Below are 14,747 nucleotides of genomic sequence, written 5' to 3' on the forward strand. Positions count from 1 at the left end.
CCTAATGCCCCTCCAAGCCCCGCATCGCCGGGGCTTTTTCTCGCCCCGAAACCACCGCACTCCCTACCCGTGACATCACGGCGACATTAACTCGCACTTAAGAAATCACCTCCATGATGCTGACAACGGCCATCACGCAGCCATGGCTGACGATGGCGATGATCATGGACATCACGACAAGGGGATCACCTCATGGGAAAGACGATGCAGAACAACCGTGAAATCAAGGTATGGGATCCGGTGGTCAGGGGATTTCACTGGGCCACTGTGCTGTTGTGCGTGCTGAATCTCTTCATCCTTGAAGAGGGAGCGCGCAACCACCGCTATGCGGGATATGCGCTGGCAGGACTGCTGGTACTGCGCATCGTATGGGGTTTCATCGGCTCCTATCATGCCCGCTTCGCCCAGTGGCTGCCGACACCGGCCGGCGTCATCACCTATCTCAAGGAGACGATCAAGGGGCGCCACCCCTACTACGCCGGTCACAATCCTTTGGGGTCCTTGATGATATTGCTGCTGTTGACCTGCCTTGTCGGTACCGCCGCCAGCGGGATCATGACCGAATACGGGCCGCTCTCCGGCACCCATCGCATGGAAGAGATCCACGAGTTCTTTGCCAAGGGGTTGCAGGTGGCCATCTTCGTCCATGTACTGGCCGTCATCGCCCTGGATCGCCTGGTACGGGGCGATCTCGTCAGGGCGATGATCACCGGCAAGAAACGGGTGCCGGCGGACACCCGGGTGGTCGACAGGCCTTGAGCCTCCCTCAGCCCGACAGATGAAAAAAAACCCCGCATCGCGGGGTTTTTCACAGGAGCAGACATCAGCCGACGCTGCAGCTCGTCAGTTTCCAGATCCGGTCTACGTAATCCTGGATGGAGCGGTCGGAGTTGAACTTGCCCATGGTGGCCGAGTTGATGATGGCTTTCTTCGCCCACAGGGCCGGATCCCGGTACCAGGCGTCGATCAGCTTGTGCGCCTCGGAGTAGGACTCGAAATCGGCCAGAGTCAGGTAAGGGTCTCCCCCTTCCAGCAGGGAACGCTTGATGGAGGAGAGCTCCCCAGGGCGACCCGGCGTGAAGTAGTCGGTATCAAACCAGTCCAGCACGGCTTTCAGTTCGGAGTTGGCGTAGTAGAAGTCATACGGGTTGTAGCCGCGCGACTTCAGGGACTTCACCTCGTCCACGTTCAGACCGAAGATGGCGCAGTTCTCGGCACCCGCCTCTTCGGCGATCTCGATGTTGGCTCCATCCAGCGTCCCGATGGTGATGGCACCGTTCAGCGCCATCTTCATGTTGCCGGTACCGGATGCTTCGTAACCTGCGGTGGAGATCTGCTCGGAGACATCCGCCGCCGGGATCAGCTTCTCGGCAAGGCTCACGCGGTAGTTCGGCATGAACACCACTTTCAGCTTGCCCTGGATACGGGCGTCGTTGTTGACCCGCTCCGCCAGCTTGTTGATGGCGTAGATGATGTCCTTGGCCAGCTTGTAACCGGGCGCCGCCTTGGAGCCGAAGATGAACACCCGCGGATGCATGTCATAGTCCGGGTTCGCCAGCAGGCGACGGTAGAGCGCCATGATGTGGATGAGGTTCAGCTGCTGGCGCTTGTACTCATGCAGACGCTTGATCTGGACGTCGAAGATCGCCTCCGCGCTCACGTCGATGCCGGTTTCCGCCTTGATGACCTTGACCAGCTTCTCTTTGTTGTGGCGCTTGATGGTCATGAACTGCTGCTGGAACGCCTTGTCGTCGGCAAACTTCACCACGCTGCGCAGCTTGTCCAGTTGCAGCGGCCACTCCTTGCCCACCACCTCGTTGTAGAGTTCGGCAAGTTCCGGGTTGCAGGCCAGCAGCCAGCGACGGGGAGTCACGCCGTTGGTGACGTTGCACATCTTCTCGGGCCACAGCTCGGCATACTCGGGGAAGAGATCTTCCTTTACCAGCTTGGAGTGGATCTCGGCCACGCCGTTCACCTTGGAGGAGCCGATGACGCACAGGTTGCCCATGCGCACCTTGCGCACGTCACCCTCTTCGATGATGGAGAGCTTGGCCTTGATGGCATCGTTGCCCGGCCACTTGGGCTCCACCAGCTCGTTCAGGAAACGGGCGTTGATTTCGTAAATGATCTCGAGATGGCGCGGCAGTACCTTCTCGAACAGGCTGACGGACCACTTCTCCAGCGCTTCCGGCAGCAGGGTGTGGTTGGTGTAGGAGAAGACCTGATAGCAGATGCCCCAGGCGGTATCCCAGTTCAGCCCCTCTTCGTCCACCAGCACGCGCATCAGCTCGGGGATGGCCACGGTGGGGTGGGTATCGTTGAGCTGGATGGCGATTTGCGCGGCAAAGTTGCTGAAGTCACTGCCATGCACCCGCTTGTAGCGACGCATGATGTCCTTGATGGAGCAGGCGCAGAAGAAGTACTGCTGGATCAGGCGCAGCTCCTTGCCGGCGTCGGTCTCATCGTTCGGGTAGAGCACCTTGGAGATGGTCTCGGCCTGGGCCTTCTCGGCCTGGGAGTCGATATAACCACCGGCGTTGAACACGTCCCAGTCGAAGAACTCGGAGGCGCGGGATTCCCACAGACGCAGGATGTTGACGGTGTGACCACCGAAGCCGACCACCGGAATGTCCCAGGGCACCCCTTTGATCTTGCGACCGGCGTGCCACACCTTCTTCAGGCCACCCTTGTCACCAAACACGGTCTCCACGTAGCCGTAGAGCGGGATCTCCTGCACCGATTCCGGGCGGCAGATCTCCCAGGGGTTGCCATATTCGCGCCAGGAGTCCGGACGCTCGATCTGACGGCCATCCTGAATTTCCTGACGGAACAGGCCGTGCTCGTAGTGGATGCCATAGCCCACCGCCGGGTAGTTCAGAGTGGCCAGGGAATCGATGAAGCAGGCAGCCAGACGACCCAGGCCGCCGTTGCCAAGGGCCATGTCAGGCTCTTGTTCACACAGATCGGTCAGTTCCAGACCAAGTTCACCCAGCGCCTCTTCACAGACTTTGTAGAGGGAGAGGTTGTGCAGGTTGTTGGAGGTCAAACGCCCCATCAAAAATTCAGCAGAGAGATAGTGAATCGCACGAGTATCTTTCTTGAAGTGAGTCTGCTGAGTACGGGTCAGGCGCTCGTACACCTGTTCATTGACGGCGGCAGCGGTCGCTTTCCACCAGGCATCCGGAGAGGCTTTCTGTTCGCTTGTACCCAAGGTAGAACGCAGGTGACGCACGATACTCGCCTTGAGCTGATCTTTATCCAGTTGGAGATCCTGGTCTGTCTTCTTCTTGGTAGCCATAAACCATTTTCCTTCGTTACAAATAAAAAATGTCATCCCATCGGGGGGACCGGCGCTGTTGTTATCTCAGAATATGCTCCGGCGGGGGCATACTAGCTAAAGCCAAGGGTTTAAAAGTTAACGTGAGTCACACTTTAACGCATAAAAATGACAGTTTCACCATGAAAACCCTTTCCTTGAGCCAGCCTGAATGAAATATAAATTTCGTTTTAAATCATAGTGATATAAGAAAACAAAAAAGATAGTTTCATGAATAGGTTTTCAATGATTGCCTGTGACTGAAAATACGTGAAAATAACCGCCGACTAGGGAGAAATTGAAAGCGTTTTCAATTCACACCTCCTCGTCAGGTAATAAAAAGGATGCCCCAATCGGAGCACCCTTTGATTTCAATTAACCATGTGCCTTGAACTGATTGCTCATAGGGTCGTAGTGATACCCGATCTGTTGCAGACGGGTAGCCAGCTGATCTTCTGTCATGTCGTAGTAAGCCAGCAGCTCTTCCAGACCATCACACTCCAGCCGCAGCTTCTCGTTGATGATCCCGAGCAGAATGTTCGCATCCAGTCGTTGCAAGGTACTAACGTCCATCTCGCTCCCTCCTCTCCCCATACAGGACTGTATAACCATGAGCGCCGACCCGAAGTTTGTCTACTGGTTAAAAAACATCCTGCATAAGGAAGATATAAATATCCTTTTTAATCATGTAGTTAAAATCATCTCCTGTTAATCGGCTCACACTTTTAGCCACAAATGACTTGTCACTCCTTGCGAACAGAACTACTGTATGTGCATACAGCATGGTTATTCATACAGGAACGACATATGAGCCAGCCCCTGAATCTTTGCCCCCCCTCCTCCTCTGCCGGTCTGATCACCACCTGGCCCACTCGCCATCAGAGCAAGATGGGACAAGAGCAGCGGCGCGGCCCTCTCCATCAGGAAGCGCCGCTGCTCGATGCCCTGGGGCAACTGAGTCAGTCCGACAGTGGCTGGATCCTGCTCGTCGCCCCGCCAGGTCTGCCCGCCGCCGCGCAATTGCAGGCCAGAGGGATCAATCCTGCCAGGGTGCTTGTCGTACACGCCCCCAAGATCAAGAATTGGCAGCGCCTGCTGGAGCAGAGCCTGATCAATGGTCACTGTGCCGCCGTGCTGACCTGGCTGCCCGAACAGGTCGCCCTGGACCGGAGCACATTGAGCTCCCTGGGCCAGCGAGCCGGTGTCCTGACCCGCTTCTTCGAGCCCTCAACCCCTCTGGGTGGGGCACTGAGTTACGGCGGCCAGGATGTCTACCTGAACCACTGATCGCCCTTCGGCGTAACAGCCAATGCGCCGGCATTGCCCACCGGGTTATCCAGGCTTCCGACCCGGGATGCCATGACGACAAAGACAAAGCAGCACAGCAGCACAGCAGCACAGCAGCACAGCAGCACAGCAGCACAGCAGCACAGCAGCACAGCAGCACAGCAGCACAGCAGCACAGCAGCACAGCAGCACAGCAGCACAGCAGCACAGCAGCACAGCAGCACAGCAGCACAGCAGCACAGCAGCACAGCAGCAGTAAATTTGCTCAGGTCCAGACCGTCAAATGAGGCCCGCAAAAAAGGCGACCCGAGGGTCGCCTTTCAACATGCTGCTGTACGGGGCTAATCGCTCTGCGTTTGCACCGAAGCCCGATTGATCAAGCCAGCTTGGTCTCCAGCTCGGCAATCTTGGCGGACCAGTAGGCCGGGCCGGTCTCGTGGATGTTGTTGCCCTGGGAGTCGACCGCCACGGTGACCGGCATGTCTTCCACCTCGAACTCGTAGATGGCCTCCATCCCCAAATCGGCAAAGGCCACCACGCGCGCCTTCTTGATGGCTTTCGCCACCAGATAGGCGGCGCCGCCCACCGCCATCAGGTAGACAGCCTGGTGCTGCTTGATGCTCTCGACCGTCTTGGGGCCGCGCTCGGACTTGCCGATCATGCCGATGAGGCCGGTTTCTCCCAGCATCATGTCGGTGAATTTGTCCATCCGGGTGGACGTGGTGGGGCCAGCCGGGCCGACCACCTCGTCACGCACCGCATCGACCGGGCCCACGTAATAGATGAAGCGGTTGGTGAAATCGACCCCTTCGGGCAGTCCTTCACCCTTTTTCAGCATGTCGGCGATGCGCTTGTGGGCGGCGTCGCGGCCGGTCAGGATCTTGCCGGAGAGCAGCACGGTATCGCCGCTCTTCCAGCTGGCAAGCTCTGCCTTGGTGATACCATCCACGTTGACCCGGCGCACATTGCCACCGGACTCACGGGTGATCTCCGGCCAGTCTTCCAGCCTGGGGGGTGTCAGCTCCGCCGGGCCGGAGCCATCGAGTTCGAAATGCACGTGACGGGTGGCGGCGCAGTTGGGGATCATCACCACGGGCTTGGAGGCGGCGTGGGTCGGTGCGGATTTCACCTTCACATCCAGCACCGTGGTCAGGCCGCCCAGCCCCTGGGCACCGATCCCGAGCTTGTTGACCTTGTCATAGAGCTCGACCCTCAGCTTCTCTTCGGTGGTCTCGGGACCACGGGCAATCAGCTCCTGGATGTCGATGTGCTCCATCAGGGCTTCCTTGGCGAGCACCGCCGCCTTCTCGGCGGTGCCGCCGATGCCGATGCCGAGCATGCCAGGCGGGCACCAGCCAGCCCCCATGGTCGGTACCGTCTTGAGTACCCACTCCACGATATCGTCGGAGGGGTTGAGCATCACCATCTTCGATTTGTTTTCGGAGCCGCCGCCCTTGGCCGCGATACTCACTTCCACCTTGTCGCCGGGGATCATGTCGATGTGCACGACAGCGGGGGCATTGTCTTTGGTGTTCTTGCGGCTGCCGGCCGGATCCGCCAGCACGGAGGCGCGCAACGGGTTGTCCGGATTGGTGTAGGCGCGGCGGGTGCCCTCATCCACCATCTCCTGGACCGTCATGTCGCTGTCCCACTGCACCTGCATGCCAATCTTGACGAAGCAGGTGACGATACCGGTGTCCTGACAGAGCGGGCGATGGCCTTCGGCAGACATGCGGGAGTTGATCAGGATCTGGGCCAGGGCATCCTTGGCGGCCGGGTTGATCTCGCGGTCATAGGCGGCCTTGGCGGCCTGCACGAAATCGAGGGGGTGGTAGAAGGAGATGTACTGCAGGGCGTCAGCAATGGAATCGATAAAGTCCTGTTTTCTAATGATGCTCATATCATCCTCACTGGTCCTTGTTATCGCTTGCGCGAGCAAGGGCTTCCATATGAGCCGGGCCTTCGGCAGGTGGCAAATGCACTTGGAGCCGGCAGACTGCGGCGTGTTTTTATAACGGTGTTTTTCTTAAAAATGCCGGCGGCCATGATACGCTTGACCACCCGAACCGGCTAGGGAGCCGGGCGCAAACTGTTGCCTATGTAACAAAAAATGAAACCAAGACTGCATATCCACCATTTCGACCCGCAGGCCTCGCTCCACACCTGGTTCGCCTGCCTGCAACACCAACCCTGGGCCATCCTGCTGGAATCCGCCGGCCCCCTGGGGGCTGACAACGGTTTTGACATCATCAGCGCCGATCCGCTTGCCACCCTGGAAACCCGGGGTACCAGCACCTGCCTCACCCAGGATAACCACCAGCACCATCATGACGGCGATCCCCTCGCCCTGCTCGCCAAGACCCAGCGAGCCCTGCTCGGGGAGCGTGTTGAGGATGACTCGGGATTGCCGTTTATCGGGGGGGCCCTGGGACTCTTTGGCTACGATCTGGGTCGGCGATTCGAGCGTCTGCCCGCAGTGGCACAACAGGACATTCAGGTGCCCGACATGGCGGTCGGGATCTACGACTGGGCGCTGCTGCGAAATGTCGCGACGGGACACTGGCAACTGGCCCACTGGGGTGATGAAGCCGGCCTCGCCCGCAGGCTCGACTGGCTGATGGCGCAACGCGAACGAACCACCCTCCCCCTTCGCCTGACCGGCCCCTGGCAGAGCAACATGACGCGGGCCGAATACGGCGACAAGTTTGCCCGTATCCAGGCCTATCTGGCGGCGGGGGATTGTTACCAGATCAACCTGACCCAGCGCTTCAGCGCCCCTTATCAGGGGGATGAATGGTCCGCCTATCTCGCCCTGAGCGCCGCCAACAAGGCGCCGTTCTCCGCCTTTGTCCGCCTGCCGCAAAGCGCCATTCTGAGCCTCTCCCCGGAGCGTTTCCTGCTGCTCGACAAGCGCCATATCGAGACCAAGCCCATCAAGGGCACCCGGCCTCGCCACCCGGATCCCGCCCAGGATGCCAGGGTGGCCGAGTCGCTCGCCAGCGCCGACAAGGACAGATCGGAGAACCTGATGATCGTCGATCTGCTGCGCAACGACATCGGCCGGGTGAGCCGGCCGGGGTCGGTCACTGTGCCGCATCTCTTTGCCGTGGAATCCTTCCCGGCGGTGCATCATCTGGTTTCCACCATTCACGGAGAACTGGATGCGCGCTGGCAAGAAGTGGATCTGCTGCGGGCCTGCTTCCCCGGCGGCTCCATCACAGGGGCTCCCAAGATCCGGGCGATGGAGATCATCGAGGAGCTGGAGCCGGTGCGGCGCAATGCCTACTGCGGCAGCATCGGTTATCTGAGTCAGCACGGAAGGATGGATACCAGCATCTGCATCCGTACCCTGATCGCCGAAGCCGGTCAGCTGCACTGCTGGGCGGGAGGCGGCATCATCGCCGACTCCGATCCCGACGCCGAATATCAGGAAACCTACGACAAGGTGGCCCGCATCCTGCCACTGCTCGATGCCCTTTGATCCCATCCGGCCCTGCGGGGCCGACACAAGGAGACCCATGGAGATGACGAGTGCCGAGCTGCTGACCCGCTTTTTGCTGCAGCGCCCCGCCCCCGCCCATCGCCTGGCACTGGCCGGGCTCAAACCTGCCGCCGTGTTGATCCCCCTGGTGGAGCGCCCCGAGGGCCTGCACCTGCTGCTGACGCGCCGCAGCGCCGCCCTGCGCCACCACCCGGGGCAGATCAGCTTTCCCGGCGGGCGTCAGGACCCGGAAGACCGGGACCTCATTCACACCGCGCTCAGGGAAACCGAGGAGGAGCTTGGCATTCCCCCCTCCCAGATCCGGATCATCGGCAGCCTCACCCCTCTCAATACCGTCTCGCGCTACGATGTGCTGCCGGTCCTCGCCATGCTCGACCCAGGCTACGGGCTGACCCTGAGCCAGGACGAGGTGGCCCAGGCCTTCGAAGTCCCCCTCGCTCACGTGCTGGATCCGGGGCAGCACATAGCCCTGAGCCTGCCAAGGGCAGACGGTCGTCACACCATCTATTGGATCCCTTGGGAGCAATCTTTCATCTGGGGAGCCACTGCCAGCATGATCCGCCAGCTTGCCCAGCACATCTCGAAATAACATTTCGACAACATCATGAGGTGGAAAATTATCCAATTAACATTCAAATAACACTGTATTTGATAAATAAATTTTGATTTTTTATTCTTTTGATCACATTTCTACAAGAAAGTACGGGTTTCTGCCGCACAAAGGTGAATTTGATCAACATTTTTGATTAAAAAGAAAGTATTCTTGCGCCGACTAATTAAAACCACACATTCGGGGTGAGACACATGTCCAATACTGTCACTGGCGCACAGGATGTTGCAGCCGCACAGGAGCAAGGAATCAGCTCGGTCCAATCTCGCGGTTGGAGTAAACAAGACACCACCTGGGTGATCAGCCTGTTCGGTACCGCCGTCGGTGCAGGCATCCTGTTCCTGCCCATCAACGCCGGCATGGGTGGCTTCTGGCCGCTGGTGGTGATGGCGCTGCTGGTCGGCCCCATGACTTACCTGGCCCACCGTGGTCTGGCGCGCTTCGTGCTTTCCTCCAAGCAACCCAATGCCGACATCACCCAGGTGGTGGAAGAGCACTTCGGCGTGGGTGCCGGTAAATTGATCACCCTGCTCTACTTCTTTGCCATCTACCCCATCGTGCTGATCTACGGCGTGGGCATCACCAACACGGTGGAAAGCTTCCTGGTCAACCAGTTGCAGATGACGCCGCCCCCGCGCTGGATCCTCTCCATCGTGCTCATCATGGCCATGATGTCCGTGATGCTGGCTGGCGAGAAGCTGATGCTGAAAGTGACCGAGTTCCTGGTCTATCCGCTCATCGCCATTCTGGCGGGCATCTCCCTGTACCTGATCCCGGACTGGACCGGTGCGGCCCTGAATGAAATGCCGAGCACCAAGGACTTCGCCACCACACTGTGGCTGACCATCCCGGTGCTGGTCTTCTCCTTCAACCACAGCCCGGCCATCTCCAGCTTCGCCCTGGCTCAGCGCCGTGATCACGGTGAGCATGCCGTCGCCAAGTCCGACGCCATCCTCAAGCGCACCGCCATCATTCTGCTGGGCTTCGTGATGTTCTTCGTCTTCTCCTGCGTGATGAGCCTGACGCCGGCCCAGCTGGCAGAAGCCAAGTCCCAGAACATCGCCGTGCTCTCCTACCTGGCCAACCAGCATGCGAGCCCCATCATCTCCTACTTCGGTCCGCTGGTTGCCTTCGTGGCCATCGTCTCCTCCTTCTTCGGCCACTATCTGGGTGCCCGTGAAGGTCTGAAAGGGATGATCGTCCAGAACATGCGCAGCTCCGGCAAGGCACCGAACCACAAGAAGGTGGAGCTGTTCATCATCGCCTTCTTTATCCTGACCCTGTGGGGCGTTGCCGTGATCAACCCCTCCATCCTCGGGATGATCGAATCCCTGGGTGGCCCCATCATCGCCACCATCCTGTTCCTCATGCCCATGTACGCCATCAAGCGCGTTCCGGCCATGGCGAAATACCAGGGCCAGATCAGCAACGTCTTCGTGGCGACCATGGGCCTTATCGCCATCTCCGCCATCCTTTATCAACTGGTCGGCTAAGCCTTCCTGCGATACCGTCGGGCCAGCATCTGGCCCGGCGCCTCCCACAGCCCGGCAGATCTCCTCTGCCGGGCTGTGTTCGTTATGATCATCAGGTACTGGGCTCAGATGATCAGAGCCCCCTGCCCTCAAATCAGAGACAGCCCTTTCACCCACTCTCTTTCCCCTTGGTGACAGCTTGCCGCTCATATTCCTTTCCCCATGACACACGACCAAGGCGTGCTGCGTTATCCCGTCATCTACCGCACGCCATCGGCCTTGCCAGGCAGAACACCAGAGCCCTTGTCCTTACCAGGACGCCCGCTCTTCGAGGTTTCGCCCAGAGAGTCCAGGTCCCCACTCAATAGGGCCTTCCTTCAAGGCAATCAAGGAAAGTACCGACCACAGGGCGCAGGCAAACCGCCGAGAGGGCCTTGACCGGGATTCTCGTGCAGCGACCGAAGAACAGATGACCCCTTTGGTCGCCAGAGGGGATGCCACAAGCCGCCACGCTGACAGCACAAACAGCCCGATATGCCCGGCCGAATGCAGGGCCAGGCACGTTGGTACAGGGAATGGCGTGTTGGCGGTGGCGAGAACACGAAGGCGGCCAACGGGCCCCTCCCGGGAAATCACACAGGGGGATCCGAGCACTGTCAATGCCATGACGCGGCGAGAAGGTGCAGGGCGCCTGACGCCCGCGCAAATAAAAAGCGCCCTCCGAAGAGGGCGCCTGTGCAGAGCGGAACGTCTTAGGGGATCAGGCTTCGCGGCTGGGCACCGGGGCGGCATCCAGCAGGCTCTCATCCTCGGCCATGCAGGCGGCCGCAGTGAACAGCACGTCGGTGGAGCTGTTGAGGGCCGTCTCGGCGGAATCCTGCAACACCCCGATGATGAAGCCAACGGCCACCACCTGCATGGCGATGTCGTTGCTGATACCGAACAGGCTGCACGCCAGCGGGATCAGCAGCAGGGAGCCGCCCGCCACACCGGAAGCGCCACAGGCACTGATGGTGGCGACGACGGAGAGCAGAATGGCGGTCGCCATGTCCACTTCCATCCCCAGGGTATGCACCGCCGCCATGGTGAGCACGGTAATGGTGATGGCGGCGCCGGCCATGTTGATGGTGGCCCCCAGCGGGATGGAGACCGCATAGGTGTCTTCCGGCAGGCGCAGCCTCTCGGCCAGAGCCATGTTGACCGGAATGTTGGCGGCGGAACTGCGGGTGAAGAAGGCGGTCACACCGCTCTCTTTCAGGCAGGTCAGCACCAGGGGATAGGGGTTGCGCTTGATCTTCCAGAAGACGATGAGCGGATTGACCACGAAGGCGATGAACAGCATGCAACCGATCAGTACCGCCAGCAGCTGGGCATAGCCAAACAGCGCATCGAAGCCGGTTTCAGCCAGGGTGGAGGCAACCAGACCCAGGATGCCGAGCGGAGCGCAACGGATCACGGCCTTGACGATGGCGGAAACCCCGTGAGACACATCGGAAATCAGTGATTTGGTGCTCTCATTGGCGTGACGCATGGCGATACCAAGGCCGATGGCCCAGGCCAGGATGCCGATATAGTTGGCTTCCAGCAGTGCTTTCACCGGGTTGGTCACCACGTTGAACAGCAGGGTCTGCAGCACTTCCGTGATGCCCCCCGGCGGCGTGATCTCGGTAGCGCCTGCCACCAGATGCAGGTTGGAGGGGAAGAGGAAGCTCGCCACCACTGCCACGGCAGCCGCCAGGAAGGTACCCAGCACATAGAGCAGCAGGATCGGTTTCATGTTGGTCTTCTGGCCGTGCTTGTGGCCGATGATCGCCGACATCACCAGCACGAAGACCAGCAGCGGCGCCACGGCCTTCAGGGCGCCGACGAACAGACTGCCGAGCAGACCCGCCGCCTTGGCCCACTCGGGCATGAACATCGCAAGAAGGATACCGAATACCAGACCGACCAGGATCTGGCTAACCAGACTGGTGCTGTTGACCAGTCGAATGAGGGGGTGTTGTTGTGTCATCAAGTAGTCCCTGTGCACTCATGGTGCGTGAATCATTAGTCCTGTTGGCAACCAGCCCCGCGCATTGGCACCGGTCCGTTGACGGTGACGCCGTGGGCAGCTCTTCTGGTGGATCTGTCCCGTTCGCGTGGGGTTGCGGACAGGAATATCCCATCTGCCATGGTTTTTTTCCACATAATCACTGAAAAATATCAGGGTTACCTCACAAAAAATCTACAACAATGTGATAACACAATATCAACCACGGTCAAAATGTCACCAAACCAGTCCGATCATCGGCCACCACTGGGCCAGAAGTGATATGATGACGCCCTTTTTCTGGGAGCCTTGCCATGATCACCTCTTTATTGACCCGACACTTCGGCTTTGATCGCTTGCGGCCCGGGCAGGAAGCGGTGATCAGTCGTCTGCTGGCCGGCAAGAGCGCCGCAGCCATCTTCCCGACTGGCGCGGGGAAATCCCTCTGTTATCAATTGCCCGCCCTCGCACTGCCCCACCTGACCCTGGTCATCTCTCCCCTGCTGGCCCTGATGCACGATCAGCTCGCCTTTTTGCGCAGCAAGGGGATCGCCGCCGCCACTCTGGACTCCAGCCAGACAGCGGAAGAGAGCCGGCGCGTGATGCAGCAGGCCAGCGATGGCCAGCTCAAGATCCTGATGATCTCGGTGGAGCGCCTCAAAAATGAGCGCTTTCGCCGCTTCATCGCCCACATCCCCCTGTCACTGCTGGTAGTAGACGAGGCACACTGCATCTCGGAGTGGGGCCACAACTTTCGCCCCGACTACCTCAAGCTGCCGGATCATCGCCGTGAACTGGCCATTCCCCAGGTGCTGTTGCTGACCGCCACCGCCACCCCGGCCGTCATGGCGGACATGCAGGCAAAATTTGCCATCGACCGGGACGATCTGGTGGTCACCGGTTTCTACAGACCCAATCTGGATCTGGCCGTCCTCCCGCTGGCAGGCACTGCCCGCGATACCTGGCTGCGCGAGGAGCTGCACCGGGATCCGGCCGCCCCCACCATCGTCTACGTGACTCTGCAACACAGCGCAGAGCAGTGCGCCGCGCAGTTACAGGCCAGCGGCATCCGGGCATGCGCCTACCATGCGGGGCTCGATCCCGCTCTGCGCAGCCAGATCCAGCGCGACTTCATGGCTGGCAGACTCGACTGCATCGTGGCCACCATCGCCTTTGGCATGGGCATCGACAAGGCCGACATTCGCCGGGTCATTCACTACGACCTGCCCAAGTCCATCGAGAACTACAGCCAGGAGATAGGCCGCGCCGGACGTGACGGGCTTCCCTCCCGCTGCACCGTGCTGGCGAGCCGCGCCCAGTTGCCGGTACTGGAAAACTTCGTCTATGGGGATACGCCGGACAGGGACGCCATCGCGTACTTGCTCGATATCGTGCGCCAGAGCGGCGCCGAGTGGGAATTCAGCCTGCTGCGCCTCTCCAACGAGACCAACATTCGCCAACTGCCCCTCAAGACCCTGCTGGTCTATCTGGAGATGGCAGGGGTCATTGCACCGGCCTACAGCTACTTTGCCGAGTACCGTTTCAGGTTCGTACTGGAAAAACAGGCGATCCTCGCTCGTTTCAATTCCGAACGCCGCCAGTTCCTGGAGCAGGTCTTTGCCTGCGCCCCCCAGGCGCGCACCTGGTGCACCATGGACTTCGAAGCGCTGTGGCAGGGATACCAGGGGGAACGCCAGCGCGCCGCGACGGCGCTGGACTACCTGCAGCAGCAGGGTTGGATCGAGCTTGAAAGCAAGCAGATGACCGAGGTCTATCGGGTGCTGAGCCAGCAGATCGATACCGCGACCCTGGCCGAAGAACTGCATGGATTGTTTGAAAAGAAAGAGCAGAGCGAGCTGGCCCGCCTTCAGGCGCTGCTGGCCTTTTTCACCTCGACCACCTGCCTCAGCCATGAGCTTGCCCGCTATTTTGCCGACGACGCGGCCCCCGAGCGGTGCGGGCACTGTTCCGTCTGCCGGGGAGAGATCGCCGTGTTGCCGCCGCTTGCATCACCGGGCTTGCCCAACGAGCACGGTTTGCGCGCCTGGTGCGATCCGCTGATCGCCCTGTGCCATCAGCGCCATCCCAGGATCCTGACCCGTTTCCTGTGTGGCATCGCCACCCCGCTGACCACCCGTCTCAAAGCCAGGGATCTGGCCGGTTTTGGCCAGTTGGCGAACCATCCCTTCGCCGAGGTGCTGGCGGCGGTGTCAGCCCTCTATCCCGCCGAATCCTGAACTTGCAGGTTTGGCGCCGGTCAGACGCTGAAAAAATAAGACCCTCGCGGATGCGAGGGTCAAGCCAACGGAAACGTGCTTAAACAGAGCTTAGTATCTGCACAATCACCCACTCTCTTGCTAAAGCGATGACTGCTCGACACAGGGCCAATCTAGAGCAGCCAGAATGTAGCGTCAATGTAAAAATTAGAGCAAAAGCACCAAACAAATGACATTACGTTGACGTAAGCGACACGTCTTTTCACCCTCTATTCCCTGCTGCCCTTGCCCTTGCTGGCACCGCCCCCTGACAAA

At 59.8% G+C, this 14,747-nt stretch carries 10 protein-coding genes; 6 read left to right on the top strand and 4 right to left on the bottom strand.

Translation table 11 applies throughout. From position 1 onward, the window contains the following. The first annotated feature begins 192 nt into the window (after positions 1-192). Entirely contained in the window at positions 193-759 is a 567-nt protein-coding gene (locus tag OKC41_RS03250; protein WP_080770075.1) for a cytochrome b/b6 domain-containing protein, read from the top strand. Positions 760-823: 64 nt separating this feature from the next. On the opposite strand, the gene OKC41_RS03255 is transcribed toward OKC41_RS03250, so the two are convergent. Continuing rightward, positions 824-3,298 carry a glycogen/starch/alpha-glucan phosphorylase gene (locus OKC41_RS03255; protein ID WP_103243056.1) on the bottom strand — a complete coding sequence of 825 codons (2,475 nt, stop codon included), beginning with the start codon at positions 3,296-3,298 and terminating at the stop codon, positions 824-826. 393 nt (positions 3,299-3,691) lie between these two features. After that, a complete protein-coding gene (locus OKC41_RS03260) occupies positions 3,692-3,889 on the bottom strand; it encodes a DUF4250 domain-containing protein (protein WP_005323525.1) in 198 nt (65 codons plus the stop codon). Between the two features lie 234 nt (positions 3,890-4,123). Between OKC41_RS03260 and OKC41_RS03265 the strand changes: the two genes are divergently transcribed. After that, entirely contained in the window at positions 4,124-4,603 is a 480-nt protein-coding gene (locus OKC41_RS03265) for a cell division inhibitor (RefSeq protein ID WP_183149896.1), read from the top strand. 376 nt (positions 4,604-4,979) lie between these two features. On the opposite strand, the gene OKC41_RS03270 is transcribed toward OKC41_RS03265, so the two are convergent. Next, positions 4,980-6,503 (bottom strand): fumarate hydratase, encoded by a 1,524-nt coding sequence (locus OKC41_RS03270; RefSeq protein WP_039040872.1) that lies wholly within the window; start codon positions 6,501-6,503, stop codon positions 4,980-4,982. Positions 6,504-6,713: 210 nt separating this feature from the next. Here OKC41_RS03270 and pabB point away from each other — a divergent pair, with 210 nt between their 5' ends. The 3 genes from pabB (at position 6,714) to OKC41_RS03285 (ending at position 10,208) form a co-directional block, all read left to right on the top strand. Continuing rightward, a complete protein-coding gene (pabB, locus tag OKC41_RS03275) occupies positions 6,714-8,084 on the top strand; it encodes an aminodeoxychorismate synthase component I (RefSeq protein WP_201893823.1) in 1,371 nt (456 codons plus the stop codon). 43 nt (positions 8,085-8,127) lie between these two features. Further along, the gene (locus tag OKC41_RS03280; protein WP_161469939.1) at positions 8,128-8,694 is read left to right on the top strand and encodes a CoA pyrophosphatase; all 567 of its coding nucleotides are present in this window, start codon (positions 8,128-8,130) and stop codon (positions 8,692-8,694) included. A gap of 215 nt (positions 8,695-8,909) precedes the next feature. Next, a complete protein-coding gene (locus OKC41_RS03285) occupies positions 8,910-10,208 on the top strand; it encodes a serine/threonine transporter (protein WP_029314600.1) in 1,299 nt (432 codons plus the stop codon). Between the two features lie 739 nt (positions 10,209-10,947). Here OKC41_RS03285 and sstT read toward each other — a convergent pair. Continuing rightward, complete coding sequence (sstT, locus tag OKC41_RS03290; protein ID WP_041215073.1) at positions 10,948-12,198, bottom strand: serine/threonine transporter SstT; 1,251 nt, start codon at positions 12,196-12,198, stop codon at positions 10,948-10,950. 332 nt (positions 12,199-12,530) lie between these two features. Here sstT and OKC41_RS03295 point away from each other — a divergent pair, with 332 nt between their 5' ends. After that, positions 12,531-14,453, top strand: a complete 1,923-nt coding sequence (locus OKC41_RS03295; protein ID WP_201893821.1) for an ATP-dependent DNA helicase RecQ — start codon at positions 12,531-12,533, stop codon at positions 14,451-14,453. Positions 14,454-14,747: the final 294 nt, after the last annotated feature.

Origin of the sequence: Aeromonas sp. QDB17, from assembly GCF_027705305.1 — a bacterium.
Classification (GTDB): domain Bacteria; phylum Pseudomonadota; class Gammaproteobacteria; order Enterobacterales; family Aeromonadaceae; genus Aeromonas; species Aeromonas caviae.

Excerpts from the sequence above, each read along its gene's own strand:
- OKC41_RS03260 (WP_005323525.1), bottom strand. The coding sequence starts at position 3,889 with ATGGACGTTAGTACCTTGCAACGACTGGATGCGAACATTCTGCTCGGG.
- OKC41_RS03255 (WP_103243056.1), bottom strand. The coding sequence starts at position 3,298 with ATGGCTACCAAGAAGAAGACAGACCAGGATCTCCAACTGGATAAAGAT.
- pabB (WP_201893823.1), top strand. The coding sequence starts at position 6,714 with ATGAAACCAAGACTGCATATCCACCATTTCGACCCGCAGGCCTCGCTC.
- OKC41_RS03295 (WP_201893821.1), top strand. The coding sequence starts at position 12,531 with ATGATCACCTCTTTATTGACCCGACACTTCGGCTTTGATCGCTTGCGG.
- OKC41_RS03280 (WP_161469939.1), top strand. The coding sequence starts at position 8,128 with ATGACGAGTGCCGAGCTGCTGACCCGCTTTTTGCTGCAGCGCCCCGCC.
- OKC41_RS03265 (WP_183149896.1), top strand. The coding sequence starts at position 4,124 with ATGAGCCAGCCCCTGAATCTTTGCCCCCCCTCCTCCTCTGCCGGTCTG.
- OKC41_RS03285 (WP_029314600.1), top strand. The coding sequence starts at position 8,910 with ATGTCCAATACTGTCACTGGCGCACAGGATGTTGCAGCCGCACAGGAG.
- OKC41_RS03250 (WP_080770075.1), top strand. The coding sequence starts at position 193 with ATGGGAAAGACGATGCAGAACAACCGTGAAATCAAGGTATGGGATCCG.
- OKC41_RS03270 (WP_039040872.1), bottom strand. The coding sequence starts at position 6,503 with ATGAGCATCATTAGAAAACAGGACTTTATCGATTCCATTGCTGACGCC.
- sstT (WP_041215073.1), bottom strand. The coding sequence starts at position 12,198 with ATGACACAACAACACCCCCTCATTCGACTGGTCAACAGCACCAGTCTG.